This is a genomic window from Leptolyngbya sp. CALU 1928 (assembly GCF_056784215.1).
In genome coordinates this window covers 76,134-90,252 of the sequence record NZ_JBXBCE010000020.1, presented here as the reverse complement: position 1 = coordinate 90,252, position 14,119 = coordinate 76,134, and the positions used below count along the sequence as shown (strand labels likewise).

Sequence of the window (14,119 nt, the reverse complement as noted above, 5' to 3'; positions counted from 1 at the left end):
TTCCTATGATTGAGATTGACGACTAACCCAGCTTTGGCGAAGATTGCAAACACCCTTCGGCGAAGGCTTAACTATAGTTATACGAGAGGACATGACATTCTTGGGGAGGCAGAATGGATTCCACGAAGCTACAGGCAATATCTCAGACGAAGGGGATTGCAACAAAGTTTGAGGATTGGAACCCTCCAGCGCCACTAAAGAAATTGCGCCCTGCGATGCAGCCGTTAAAATAAATCAGAAATTGAATTGCCGGAATCTTTGCCTGCGGGATTGATTCCCCCTTCTCTCTTTTTTCTTCTCTCTTTCCCCTTTTACCCATGTCCCCCACTCGCCCACCCAAAACCTTTCTGGGGAACCTGACACAGGCTGTTCAAGCTCGAACTCAGGTACTTCTCACTAAGTTAAAACTGAACCCTAATGCCAGAGTGCCGGAGCTTTGGATACAAGAAGCGGATGCTGGTAAAGCTGAGGTTTTCCCGTTGCTGGGCGATCGCCATCTGTTAGGGCGCAGTTCCAAATCCTGCGATATTGTCATCCGCAACCCGGTCGTCAGTCAGGTTCATCTGTCGTTGAATCGAGAAAAGCCGCCGCCGGGATTTTTGGGCTATTTTTGGCGATCGCCCTTTGTCATGCAGGATGAAAACTCCACCAATGGCATTTTTCGGGGTAAACGGCGGGTGCGATCGATGGTGCTGCGCCATGGCGATACCTACACCTTGGGACCTGCGGAACTAGCAGATGGAGTCCGAATCAAGTTCAACGATCCACCACCGTGGTTTGTCAAAGGCTTCCGCTACGGAGTTTATGCCTTGGGTGGAGTCTCTGCCATAGCCGTCGTCGCCGTTTTAATAGAATGGCAAAAATTTGACGTTACGCCATTGCCCAACTCGGTGCAAGGTCCCGTCATGATCTATGCCCGTGATGGCGAAACACCGCTCAGTTCGCCGATCACCCGCACCCATGGCGAAATGAAAGGGCTAAACGAATTTTCCCCCTACTTGTCTAAAGCAATCATTGCGTCGGAAGATTCACGGTTTTACTGGCATATGGGCGTTGATCCAGTTGGGGTAGCAAGGGCGTTGGTGGCAAATTTGCGCGGCGGCACGATTCGAGAAGGAGCCAGTACGTTGACCCAGCAGCTAGCCCGCAGCATTTTTCGAGGTCATGTCGGCACCGATGATACGGCTGCTCGGAAACTCCGTGAAGCTGCTGTTGCCCTCAAGCTCGAAACTTTTTATAGCAAAGACTTTTTGCTGCTGACTTATCTCAACCGGGTTTATATGGGCAGTGGAGCCTACGGGTTTGAGGATGCGGCACAGTTTTATCTGGGTAAATCATCGAAGGATGTCACCCTTTCAGAAGCGGCGATGCTGGTGGGCATTTTGCCTGCGCCTAATCGGTATAACCCGGTGCGAGATTATGAAAAGGCGATCGCCCAGCGAAACGGTGTGCTGCAACGAATGCAGGAATTGGGTATGGTCAGCGGCGAAGAAGCCCAACGCGCACGGCGATCGCGAATTGAAGTCAACCCTAAAGCGAAGGAAGAACTAGACAGCATCCGCGCTCCTTACTACCACGATCAGGTGTATGCCGATTTAGAAAAGCTATTGGGAGTGGAAGTCGCAAAGGAAGGCAATTTTATTGTTGAAACGGGCATGGATTTTGAAGTCCAAGCGCAAGCAGAAGCCGCGTTACGCAATACGGTAACCTCTACGGGAGTTGATTCTGGCTTTTCTCAAGGGGCGATCGTGACGCTGGATGCCAAAACGGGCGAAGTATTGGCGTTGGTAGGCGGTGTTGACTATAAAAAAAGCCAGTTCAATCGGGCAACTCAAGCACGCCGTCAGCCCGGTTCCACCTTTAAGGTATTTGCTTACACGGCAGCACTCCAGCAAGGGATTTCGCCTGGAGCCTCATTTTCCTGTGCGCCGCTGAACTGGGAAGGGCAATATTTTGATGGCTGTCGTTCAGGGGGCGGCAGCATGGATATGTATAGCGGAGTTGCCCAATCGGAAAACGCGATCGCCCTCCGGGTTGCTCAAGAAACCGGGTTAGATCGGGTGGTGCAAACTGCTAAGCGAATGGGCATTCAATCCACCCTCAAATCAGTTCCAGGCTTGGTGCTAGGACAAAGCGAAGTCAGCGTAATTGAAATGACTGGAGCCTTTAGCATTTTCGCCGATCGCGGCATTCGCAACTACCCCCGCACCATTCGCCGGGTTTTGGATGCGGGAGACTGCCCCGATCGCAAAAACCTCAAAACCTGTCGCGTGATTTATGCCTTTAACCAAGATTCGGAGCAAAATCAGCCGGTGATTAAACCTGAAGTGGCTGAAACTATGACAACCTTGTTGCAAGGTGCGGTGCAAGGCGGCACCGGACGCAATGCCGCGATCGGGCAAGGAGCCGCCGGAAAAACAGGCACCACCAACGATAACGTAGATTTATGGTTTATCGGCTTTCTGCCTGCTCAAGGCTTAGTAACGGGTGTGTGGCTCGGCAATGACGACAACACCCCCACCAATGGCAGTAGCGCCCAAGCCGCCCAACTTTGGGGCACTTACATGAGTCGAATTAGTCAATAGGTGTCAGGTGTCAGGGAATAGGGCATAGGGAATGACCTGCTATTCTGAAACCCGAAACCCGAAACCTAAAACCTAAATTAAGCCGATGGAGGCACCCAAAAAGTCCGATATAAGGGCAAAATGAACACTTGGAAACGCGGATTGCCCAGTTGCGGGAATGTTATGAATGTTGACCATGTGTGTTTTTGTGTAGAGGATGTTAAGGCTTTATCGGCTTGGTTTGTAACTTATTTAAAGTTCCAGGCGATCGCGAGTGGAATTTGGCAAGATACCGCGATCGAAGTATTAAACTCTGGCTCCATCTACTTCGTGTTGTGTTCGCCTTTAGCTGTCGATAGTGCCGCCGCCCGATTTTTAGATAAACATCCGCCTGGAGTTTCCAATATTGCTTTTAGGGTGCCAGCGATTGAAGCGGCGATCGCTCAGGCAACCAGTCAAGGGGTTCAACTCCTGCAACCGCTCTACACCGAGCCGCAATCAGCAGGACTGCTAAAGTGGGCAGAAATTCCGGCGTGGGGTCACCTGACTCATACCTTTATCGAACGCCGTGGAATCACGTCTCTGCTGCCGCAACTCACCAGTTCAGACAATCTGCACTCTCTTCAAATCGAATCTGGCAAGCCCTCTACTGTCAAAAAAACAACAGATCCAATCCAGTTTTTGGGGATTGATCACATCGTCCTCAACGTTGCTAAGGGTGAGCTAGATAGTGCTGTTCGTTGGTATGAAAAGGTCTTAGGATTACAGCCCAATCAAAAGTTTGCGATTCAAACGGAATACTCAGGATTATGCAGTCAGGTGATGCGCCATCCTTCAGGTAATGTGCAGATTCCGATTAACGAACCCTCTTCTACTAATTCACAAATTCAGGAATTTTTAACGGTTAATCGAGGGGCTGGCATTCAGCATATCGCCCTCGAAACGGTGGATTTAATCGACGCGATCGCCCATTTGCGACAGGCAGGCTTACCCTTAATCTCAATTCCTGCCACCTACTACACTCAGCTTCAAGCTCAGCCTGAATGTCCCTTGCCAGAAGCCATTTTAAACCGCCTTGCCAGCCAGCAAATCTTGGTAGATTGGCAACCCAACGCCGAAAACCCAGCCGCCCTCCTACAAATTTTCACTCAGCCAATTTTCACTCAGCCTACCTTTTTCTTTGAGTTGATCGAGCGTCAACCCTATTTGATTCCTGAGCAACTCCAGCGCGCTCAAGGGTTTGGGGAAGGCAATTTTCAGGCATTATTCGAGGCAATTGAACGAGAACAGATCAAACGTGGCAATCTGACTTCACCGTAAAAAGCTGCTCACTAACCACAAAATTAAAAATGTCAGCACGCTGGCGAAGGTATTGACCCCAATTTCAATCGGTAGATTAGCAAATAAGCCAGCAACCAACCCAAAAACAAAACTGCCCAGCAGTAAACCAAGAAGTAAGCCAACAAAGGTTAGCAGAACGGCTCGTCCTAACTTACGCTCTTTGCGGTAGAGAAAATAAAAGGCGGAGCCAACTCCCCCAATGAGCGCAATTTGAACGGTTGTAGGCGCAAAGATGACTAATGCACTTAGCCCAGTGGCAACTCCCAAGGGTCGCAAAATATCTGCCCGTGAAGGGGTGTCAACTAAGCTCTGTATCCATGCTGGTGAGTTTTTAGACAAATTGATCGCAGGAGTCGCAGGCGGTTCAGCCAGCTTTTCCGGAAAACGAATGCGATCGGGCACCTTGATTTTTCCCTCCTGTCGCAAACGCAGCCGATCCATCAGCACCGCATCATAAGCAATGTCAATTTTCCGAAGTTGCTCTTCATTACCCTCATATTCAGCGCGCAAACGGCTTTTGGCAGCCTGAATGTCCTCAAAGCTAGAGCCTTCCGTAACCCTAAGCTGTTCGTACGGGTTTTGCTCAGTCATACCATTACTCCACATCCTTCTCCGGCTACCTTAGAGCCTATCCGAAAAACGAGGATACTTACAAATCTGCATGAGTAAAAGGGCTAGATTTTCCGGAAAAAGAGGAATTGTTGGGCACCTTATGTAAAGGTGGGGCATACTGATTTTGGAGTAAATATCTCTCCGTCAACAATCCTATCTAAATCAGCGGTGTATTGAGTTAAACCTGCATGAATAGTTGCTTAATGTTGAAACACTTTTTTCTACTCACTGGTCGGCGCTCAACAATTGTCTAGAATGTTGGTTGCAAACTGACGATCTCAATACAACTGTTGCAATCAGTTTTTGAGACTAGCGCTGTTGCCCTTAGCGCAAGCATCCAAAGTTGAAATTTATTACCCGCCCTTACGAACGCAAGGTTATGGATATGGCTCCTGCCAAAATTCTCGTAGTTGATGATGATCCTGCAATTCGGAATTTGATTCACCGCTTTTTGACAAAACAGGACTACCAAATGGAGTCCGCAGAAGACGGTAAGAGCGCGATGCTCATTTTTGAACAGTTCAATCCGGATCTAGTGATTTTAGATATTAATCTGCCAGATGCCAACGGATATAATCTGTGCAAAGAAATGCAAGCACGAACCGGGGTATTTGTGCTGTTGTTAACTAGCCGAACGGATGAAGGAGATGTCATTCGAGGATTTGCTCAAGGTGCGGATGATTACATTACAAAACCATTTTACTTAGGTGAATTAGGCGTTCGAGTGGGGGCGATTTTACGACGACAACGCACGGTTACTACGGGTGACCAGCAATTACTCACCTTTGAAAAGCTGGTGATTGATCCAGTGCGGCGTGAAGTGAAGTTGGCTGGTGAGTTTGTGCCACTGACGGCGCTAGAGTTTGATTTGCTGTATTTTTTGGCAAAAAATCCGGGGCGGGTGTGGCGACGGGCTGAACTGATTCAAGAAGTTTGGGATTATGAGTATGTGGGCGATCAGCGGGTGGTTGATGTTCATATTGGGCAAATTCGTAAGAAGATTGAAATCGATACGAGTCAACCAGCACTGATTCAAACCGTTCGGGGAGTAGGATACAAGTTTGAAGCTCCTACGGATGGTGATCATGCTAATGCACTTGCCTGATTTGTTTTTCCACCTGTGCCATTCGTTGGAGCCACTAATTAGAAAGCGGCACGGCTCCAGCTTGACAATCGCGCAGCCATCGTCGAATGACTTGGGCTGTTAACTCTTGGGTCGTGTCTCGCATGGGGCTGATGGATTGCTCACGGCTAGGATAGGAGCCTTTGCGGGAATACATCGTAGCAACTTGCCAGCCTGATGTTGCAGTATGGGCAAGAAACAACCAATGATAGGACTGGGATGTGGTGGGCTTTCTAGTGTCATAGCTCCGTTCTAAAACGGTAAAGAATACTTGATGCAAACCGCCCTGTTTTGGGTCGGTCGCGCTGCTGCTTACTACAGGCAGAGGAGCAATATTGGGTTGAGTCGCCGCGATCGCGTAGGTAGGAAACTGGTTGCTCCGCTGGTGGCTAAGCCGGTTGATGTAGCTTGGCAAATCGCGCAGGAGTGCTTTGGTTAGCGGTTCTAATTCTGTTGGGCAGGCAGTGGACGGACGAATGGGTGCAGTCTGAGTTTGGGGCGGGGCAATTGGCGATCGCTCCTGTGCCGCCACAGGCTGGGCGATCGCTCTACTAAAAAGTAAGGCGATCGCTCCACAAAGATGATACCAACGCAAAATCACTATCACAAAACTTTTGAAGGGGAATGGTCACAGCTATGGGTTTCATGGCTGAAGCCAGTTTACACGACCAAGGGAGATACGCATTGAGAAGCGGGCGATCGCAGAGTGACAATTCACCCGATACTAAGTCAATACGCTTGAAAAAATACGCCTAGATCCATGCAGTTTGAGTTTGTTCCAGTTGAAGAGTTTTATTTTGCCCTGACTTTAGCCGTCAAAACCTTAGAAGAAGTGACAACTTCAGGCTTAGCCGAAACCATTGGCAGTCGGCTAAAACAAAAATATGGACAGTCGTCTACGGTGGCTTCGGCGACCCAAAATACCTTCAGCTACGTGTTTAAGGTGAAAGACGTTGATAATAGCCCAAATTCTGGCTTAATTGTGACGATCGCAGATTGGCAGGGTAACCTACGCATTAGCAGCGATTACGGTTGGACGTTGGATGCAGAACGAAAGCCTGTCCGCACTGAAAAATTTGACCAGCGTCCAGAATTTTCGCGGCAGGTGCAGCACTATATTCAAGAGTGGCTAAGTCTGTCGGTAGTGAATGAGTCGGGAGGAGAAGATTGGAAAAGTTGACCGCTAGCACCGCATTCCACATCCCTCTCTTCTGGTTGCGGCTTTACAATGGAGAGGCACTCCATACCCTGAGACATTGATTCAAACAGAGACGCTTGAGTTGTTGGAATGGTCGCGGCTTTGCCAGCACCTTGCAACGTTTGCTGCAACAAAACTGGGCGCGATCGCGGCACGACAGTTAAAGATCCCTGCTCAGTTAGAAGAAGCGCTGATATTGCAGGCACAAACGCGAGAAGTCTACGATCTGGAAAGCAAAACTAGCGGACTAAATTTTGAAGGGATCGGGGATATTGGGGATGCCTTGGAACGGGCAGCCCTGCAAGGAAGTTTGGCAGGCAAAGAATTGCTGGCGATCGCGACGACCTTAGCGGGCGCGCGAAACCTGCGTCGGGTAATTGACAACTACCCTGAATTTGAGGTCTTGAATGCCCTAGTGGAAGATTTGCGAACCTATCCCGAAATCGAGCAAGATATCCATCACTGCATTGATGATCATGGCGAGGTGATGGATCGGGCAAGCCAAAAACTGGCAGGCATCCGCGAACAACTGCGTCAAGTGCGCGATCGCGTTTACAGTATGCTGCACAGCATTTTGCAGAGAAAAGCGGGGGCGGTTCAGGAATCGGTGATCACCCAACGGGCCGGACGCTTTGTGATTCCTGTGAAAGCGCCGCAAAAAGATGCCATTCCTGGGATTGTTCACGACGCTTCTACCAGTGGCGCGACGCTTTACATTGAGCCACACCAAACGGTAAATCTAAACAACCAGTTGCGCCAGTTGCAGCGCCAAGAAGAAACCGAAGCAGAAGCCATTCGGCGATCGCTGACCGAAAAAGTGGCGGCTGTGAAGCCAGATTTAGAGAGGCTACTGGCGATCGCGACCACTCTTGATTTAGCGGCGGCTCGTGCCCGATATAGCCTCTGGCTAGGTGCTAATCCACCCCGATTTATTACAGCCTCCGAATCGATCACTCTTCGTAAGCTCCGCCACCCTTTGCTGATTTGGCAGCAGCAACATGAGCAAGGCAACCCTGTAGTGCCGATTGATCTGATCATGCAGCCCCATCTGCGGGTGATTGCCATTACTGGACCGAATACCGGAGGCAAAACCGTGACCCTAAAAACCATTGGCATGGCAATGCTGATGGCAAAAGTGGGGCTGTTTGTGCCTGCCCGTGAACCCGTGGAACTCCCCTGGTTTGACCAAATTCTGGCAGACATTGGCGATGAACAATCCTTGCAGCAAAGCCTCTCCACTTTCTCAGGTCACATTCGCCGCATCAGCCGAATTCTGGCAGCACTGGAGCAGGTTCCAGGGGGCAGGGGGCAGGGGGCAGGAGAGGAAGAACAGGGAACAGGGGAAGAGGAACAAGAGAACAATCAACAGCTTCCTATTCCACACTCGACACTCGAGACTCGACACCCGACACTCGACACCCCGACACCGGACACCGGACACCGGACACCGGACACCGGACACCGGACACCGGACACCTCTCTCGTCTTGCTCGATGAAGTGGGTGCTGGAACCGACCCCTCTGAGGGGAGTGCGTTGGCGATCGCGTTGCTTAAATATTTAGCGGATCATGCGGCATTGACGATCGCGACGACTCACTTTGGAGAATTGAAGGCGCTTAAGTACCAAAATGAGCGGTTTGAAAATGCGTCGGTGGAGTTTGATGATGTTTCTCTGTCACCTACTTATCGGCTGCTGTGGGGCATTCCAGGGCGATCGAATGCCTTGACGATTGCTCAACGGCTAGGATTGAGCAGCGAAATTATTGAGCAGGCAAAGACCTATGTGGGTGGAGCTTCTCAAGAAATTAACGATGTGATTGCTGGGTTAGAAGCCCAACGGCGACGGCAGGAAACGAAATCTCAAGAAGCGGAAGAATTATTGAAACAGGCGGAACGGCTCTACGGAGAAGTTTCTCAGAAGGCGGCATTGTTGCAGGAACGGGAGCGATCGCTGCAAGTGGCTCAAGAACAAGCGGTGCAAGCGACGATCGCCGAAGCAAAACGCGAGGTTGCCCAGGTCATTCGTCATCTGCAAAAAGGACCCACCGCGCAAGCGGCTCAGCAGTCAACCGATTCACTCAATCAATTGGGTGAGAAATATTTACCGCAACCTGCACAACCTAAGCCAAAAGCAGGGTTTCAGCCAAAAGTGGGCGATCGCATTCGGATTCCGCGCTTGGGTCAAACCGCAGAAGTGCTGACGGTTCCAAACGACGCAAATGAGTTAACCGTCCGCTTTGGGCTGATGAAAATGACGGTTTCTTTACCTGACATTGAATCCTTAGATGGCGAAAAACCCATTTCAGAAGAAAAACCAGCGACTAAAAGCCAGGAAGCAGCAGGCAAAAATAAACCCGACACCCGACACCCGACACCCGATACCTCTCCTGCGCCCGTGATCCGCACCTCTCACAACACATTGGATATTCGCGGTAGCCGAGTTGCCGATGCGGAACCCGCGATCGACAAAGCGTTGGGTGAGGCTCAAGCGACCCTGTGGATCATTCATGGTCACGGCACTGGAAAACTGCGCCAGGGAGTTCATGCTTTCTTACAGCAGCATCCCTTGGTCGATCGCTATGAACTCGCTAGCCGCGAAGATGGCGGAGCAGGCGTAACCGTTGCCTATTTACGGTAGTAAAATTTGCCTAGTTGGCAGGAGGTTCAACGGGAGACGCGGACGGTGGCGGTGGCGGTTCTGCTGGGGCTGGAGCAGGTTCTACAGCCGGAGGAGGAGCTGGTGCTTCCTCCGCAGGGGCAGGGGCGGGTGCTACTGGAGCCTCATAGCTTGGGGCGGGAGCCGCAGGTTCATAAGATCCGGAAGATCCAGAATCGTCGCCTGAATAGGAACCTGAACCAGAAGAACCCGATGAGTTGTCAGAGCTATTGGGATTAGAGCCATCGTAACCAGTTGCCCTACCAGAACCGTCTTCTGGATCGTAAAAACCTGATTTTGTTGAGTTGGGGCGAACAGGTTTCGCTTTAATGCTGCCCTTTCGTCCTTCTAGCTTTGGCAACTCTGGAAACTTCTCAACTTTCATTCCTTTCGTTGCAGACACCATAAAGTTATGCCAAAGTTCTGCGGCTGTGGCACTCGCGCTTCCCGTCGGTTGGTTATCGTCGTTGCCTAGCCAAACCCCTGCAACCAGTTGGGGAATATACCCAATAAACCAGAGGTCACGAGCATTTTCAGAGGTTCCAGTTTTTCCGGCAGCGGGGCGATCTAAGGCGGCGGGTCGCCCAGTGCCACTGCTAATCACGCCCCGGAGCATCCAGGTAATGATGGCGACACTGCCTGGATCAACCACGGGTTTAGGCTTGAAGTTGGCATCGTAAATGACTCGACCCTTGCGATCGAGTATCCGTCGAATGGCATGAGCTTCAATAAATTTTCCTTTGTTCGCTAACGTTGCATAAGCATTAGTCATTTCCAACAAGTTTACTTCTGAGGAGCCTAGCGCTAAGGAATAGGCAGGCAACAGCTTGGATTTAATCCCCATTGCCTTTGCCATTTTGATAGTGGGTTCAAATCCAACATCAATTAGCACTTTAACCGCAATGACGTTAACTGATTGAGCGATCGCGTCTCGCATTGACATCCAACCAGAGTATTTACGGTTGGAGTTTTTAGGCTTATAGCCATCCACCATGTAAGAGGCATCTAAGTAGCCGTCATTTGGTGAAAAACCTGCGGCTAAGGCTGTGGTGTAAACAATTGTTTTGAAGGAAGAACCGGGCTGACGTTGCGCCTGGGTTGCCCGATTAAATTGACTTTTTTTATAGTCATCGCCGCCCACCATTGCCCGGATTTCTCCAGTTTTTGGGTCGATTACCACCATTGCCGCCTGTCCAAAACCCTCATAAGGACCAATATTCTTGATTGCCCCCAAAATCACACTATCTGCTTTTTTTTGCCATTGAGGTTTGAGGGTCGTGTCAACCGTTAAGCCTCCTTCTTCTAAAACTTCCTTGGAGACATATTTGGGCAACTGCTGCTGTACGTAGGTTGTGAAGTAGGGCGTATCGCTGTAAATCTTTTTCGGGGTACTAGGCTTAATCGTCAGCTTTTCTGCTTTAGCGGCGCTGGCTTCTGCTTCAGTAATATAACCCTCTTCTACCATGCGTTCCAGCACGATGTCGCGGCGTTCTTCGGCGGCTTTCAAATTGACTAGGGGTGAATAGGCACTAGGCGCAGGAGGTAATCCGGCGATCGTAGCGGTTTCAGCCAAGGTTAATTGATCGACTGATTTACCAAAAAAGACCCAAGCGGCATCACCCACTCCATAAGCACCTGAGCCTAAGTAGACTAGGTTTAGATAGCGCTCCAGGATCATCTCTTTTGATAGTTCCCGGTTAATTTTTTGAGCCATCATAGCTTCTTGCAATTTGCGCTTGAAGCTTTGCTCTTGATTTAAGTAAACAATTCGGGCTAGCTGCTGTGTGATGGTGCTAGCCCCTTCTACCACGTCTCGCGCCACCACATTTTTAGAGATCGCCCGTCCGATGGATAGAAGATCAATGCCGCTGTGCTGGTAAAAGCGACGATCCTCTGCTGCGATAAATGCTTGCACCACAGTTTCGGGTAATTGCTGATAAGTCAGCTTTTGGCGGGTTGCGGGTCCCTGTTGCTGTAAGATAGTGCCGTCTGACGCTTTGATCGTCAAAGTGCCCCGCCGTACAAATTTCGGAATATCAGCCGTGCTCGGTAGAGTGCGGTCTAAAGACGAGTAGCCCCATGCCAAACCGCCACCCGCTGCCAACCCCAAAAGACCTAACCAAAGGCGCTTGTAGCTATAAATCGAACGATCTTTGTAGGACAGTTTAGTTACTGCTGTTGCTTTTTCAGCAATCAAAGGCAGTTTGAGTGCCGATGAAAGTTTTTTGAAAGGAGAGCGATTTTCAGAAGGGGAAGTCGATTCAGGATCGTGATTCTGTATATCGCTAGAAGCCGACGGCACATCTGTCGAGCCGCTATCTTCTGGCGCTTGAGCGCTACCGTTCTTGTCCGACAAGCTTTTCAGCTTCGAGATGAAATTGCTCACTAAAACCTCACCACCACGGAACGGTTGCTCAAATGTCGCTGATTCAACGGACTCGATGATACCAAAAACTAAGCATTTAAACCAATTGAATGCCCCAAAGCGATCGCAGCGACCAGCATGCCCAAAACAAGAAACGGCTGAGCGCTTGCTTGATACTTAACATCATTTTCCAAAGGATTACGAAGGAAATACATATCCTGGAATGTGATTTGCGGAATGATCAGTAATAGCAGAATAGCAGCATATAAATTCTGATGAATGTAAATCAGGTAAACTGCAATGCCTGCTTGAAATATATCAATCATCAAAACGCAAATCCAGGCAGCGGTTTCAATCCCAAACATGACGGGCAGGGATTGTAAGCCGAGTTGGCGATCGCCCTCCACGCTTTTGAAGTCATTCACAATGGCAATTCCCAACCCTGCCAAGCTATAAAACAAGGTCAGCACCATAATCGTCGGAGTCAGTTGACCAAATAGAGCGTGCCCTGCCCACCACGGGAGTGCAATGTAGCTAGCGCCCAAGGCATAGTTACCCAACCAGCCATTTTTCTTTAACTTCAGTGGGGGCGCAGAGTAAATATAAGAGAGGAAAGAGCCTCCCAGCGCTAGCACCGTCATGATCGGGAAAGGGTGCCCTGCCCACAGATCAAGCGCGTAGGCAACCCCAATGCCAGCGGCTAAAAGAATCCAGATTTGGGTAATCACTTGAGGAATAGAAATTGCGCCGGAGGGAATGGGGCGATAGGGTTCATTAATCGCATCAATCTCGCGATCGTAAAAGTCGTTCATGGTTTGGGTGTAGCCAGCCAGCAGGGGACCCGACATCAACATGCAGGCGGCGGCAATCAAAACATTTTCTAATGACCAGTAGTAGTTGCCGGAAGACGCAGCCCCACACACGACACCCCAAATCAAGGGAATCCAAGTGATGGGTTTCATCAGTTGGAGGCGGATCTTCAAAATAGAGGTTTCTCCCGCCTGAGCGCCTTTCATGCCCAGAATTTGGCGGGCTTTGCTGCTGCGCTCTCCTCCTGCGATCGCGTCATCGACCGTAGGAGTTGAGGGTTCTAAGGGAGATGGATTCGAGTCAGCCATACTATATTGAGGTTTCGCTAAATGGACAGGGAAAAAGATGAGCTAAAACGAAATAATTAAAAAGCCATCTTGAAATTTGGCACCTGCCACCGGCTTGCCGCTAAGTTCAGGCGGTAAAAATATATTGCGCCGCTGATCTCCCGCTTCGATCGTAATTTCAGGTCCATACTGGGTTAGTTTGACCTGCTTGCGATCGAATCCTGGCAAAAACAGACTCACTTTTCGCTCTGCAACATTGATAGCGATCGGGCGCGGAGCTTGGGCGGCTTGATCAAAATCAGGCAGGGCATCCATTAGGGGCTGCCAGCTTTGAATAGGCTGGTTAGAAACAGAAGTGACGGGCAGTGGCTCAAACTGAGCAGGGATCGCGCCGCTATCATCTGCCCGATTCACAATCACACCGCCTACGGTTACTCCTGCTTGCTGGGCAGCACCCCACAGATACTTTGCCGTGACAACAGCAGCTTCATCGGGAGTTGTGACTAGATAGGCTGCTATCCGATTTGGATCGGCTAGGGCAGCCTTTCCTTGGTCAAATAAGTTATTCATTTGCTGAGTTGCGGGTTGATCAAACAAATCTCCTGTCCAACTCACATTCAGCACGGCAGCGGCGATCGGCTGCAAAAAGGGCGACACCGTTCGACCCAAATCGGAGTTGGCGAACACCTGCCGAAAGCGCCGCATATACCAACTCAAGCTTTCGGGCATTCCTAACAGGCGTAACGTTGCTTGATCGCCTGCGCCATCAAATACAATCACGTCGTAGTTGCCACTCGCATCGTATTCCCGAATGGCATTCAACACCAAAGCCCCGTCCATTCCTGGTAAAACGCTAAGTTCTTGCCCGTAGACTTCTTTAAAGAATGGCGATCGCAGATATTGGGTTTCTAGCTTTTTGAGTTCTTCCCAACTGCGCTCTAGCAAAACTGCTGATTGAAGTTGCACTGCATCTAAATTGGGTTCCAGCGTCGTTGGCTCTGTCTCTAACGCCGAACCCATTAACAGTCCGGCGGCAGGTCCGGCATCTTGGGTGGCAAACAGGACGCGCTTTCCTTGCCCAGCTAATCGCTTCGCTGCGGCGATCGCGATTGTCGTCCGCCCAACACCACCCTTCCCAAAAAACGTCAAAATCAAAGCCATCG

At 50.1% G+C, this 14,119-nt stretch carries 10 protein-coding genes; 5 read left to right on the top strand and 5 right to left on the bottom strand.

The features are described from left to right. Positions 1-317 precede the first annotated feature (317 nt). Positions 318-2,585, top strand: coding sequence for a PBP1A family penicillin-binding protein (locus tag AC1S5B_RS27475; protein WP_482038836.1), 2,268 nt, complete (start codon positions 318-320; stop codon positions 2,583-2,585). Positions 2,586-2,747: 162 nt separating this feature from the next. Next, positions 2,748-3,884 carry a 4-hydroxyphenylpyruvate dioxygenase gene (gene hppD, locus AC1S5B_RS27470; RefSeq protein WP_482038835.1) on the top strand — a complete coding sequence of 379 codons (1,137 nt, stop codon included), beginning with the start codon at positions 2,748-2,750 and terminating at the stop codon, positions 3,882-3,884. Here hppD and AC1S5B_RS27465 read toward each other — a convergent pair. Continuing rightward, entirely contained in the window at positions 3,876-4,496 is a 621-nt protein-coding gene (locus tag AC1S5B_RS27465; RefSeq protein ID WP_482038834.1) for a CPP1-like family protein, read from the bottom strand. The genes hppD and AC1S5B_RS27465 overlap by 9 nt on opposite strands. 400 nt (positions 4,497-4,896) lie before the next feature. Between AC1S5B_RS27465 and AC1S5B_RS27460 the strand changes: the two genes are divergently transcribed. After that, positions 4,897-5,622, top strand: coding sequence for a response regulator transcription factor (locus AC1S5B_RS27460; protein WP_482038833.1), 726 nt, complete (start codon positions 4,897-4,899; stop codon positions 5,620-5,622). A gap of 34 nt (positions 5,623-5,656) precedes the next feature. On the opposite strand, the gene AC1S5B_RS27455 is transcribed toward AC1S5B_RS27460, so the two are convergent. Next, complete coding sequence (locus AC1S5B_RS27455) at positions 5,657-6,247, bottom strand: hypothetical protein (protein ID WP_482038832.1); 591 nt, start codon at positions 6,245-6,247, stop codon at positions 5,657-5,659. 153 nt (positions 6,248-6,400) lie between these two features. Here AC1S5B_RS27455 and AC1S5B_RS27450 point away from each other — a divergent pair, with 153 nt between their 5' ends. Together AC1S5B_RS27450 and AC1S5B_RS27445 are read left to right on the top strand one after the other, a co-directional pair. After that, positions 6,401-6,820: a hypothetical protein gene (locus tag AC1S5B_RS27450; protein WP_482038831.1), complete on the top strand. Its 420-nt coding sequence runs from the start codon at positions 6,401-6,403 to the stop codon at positions 6,818-6,820. A 76-nt stretch (positions 6,821-6,896) separates the two neighbouring features. After that, the gene (locus AC1S5B_RS27445; RefSeq protein WP_482038830.1) at positions 6,897-9,476 is read left to right on the top strand and encodes an endonuclease MutS2; all 2,580 of its coding nucleotides are present in this window, start codon (positions 6,897-6,899) and stop codon (positions 9,474-9,476) included. Between the two features lie 10 nt (positions 9,477-9,486). On the opposite strand, the gene AC1S5B_RS27440 is transcribed toward AC1S5B_RS27445, so the two are convergent. The 3 genes from AC1S5B_RS27440 to AC1S5B_RS27430 all read right to left on the bottom strand — a co-directional run bounded on the left by AC1S5B_RS27440 (position 9,487) and on the right by AC1S5B_RS27430 (position 14,117). After that, positions 9,487-11,880 carry a transglycosylase domain-containing protein gene (locus AC1S5B_RS27440; protein ID WP_482038829.1) on the bottom strand — a complete coding sequence of 798 codons (2,394 nt, stop codon included), beginning with the start codon at positions 11,878-11,880 and terminating at the stop codon, positions 9,487-9,489. 68 nt (positions 11,881-11,948) lie between these two features. Further along, the gene (gene chlG, locus AC1S5B_RS27435) at positions 11,949-12,977 is read right to left on the bottom strand and encodes a chlorophyll synthase ChlG (RefSeq protein WP_482038828.1); all 1,029 of its coding nucleotides are present in this window, start codon (positions 12,975-12,977) and stop codon (positions 11,949-11,951) included. A 42-nt stretch (positions 12,978-13,019) separates the two neighbouring features. Further along, a complete protein-coding gene (locus AC1S5B_RS27430) occupies positions 13,020-14,117 on the bottom strand; it encodes a Get3/ArsA fold putative tail anchor-mediating ATPase NosAFP (protein WP_482038827.1) in 1,098 nt (365 codons plus the stop codon). Positions 14,118-14,119: the final 2 nt, after the last annotated feature.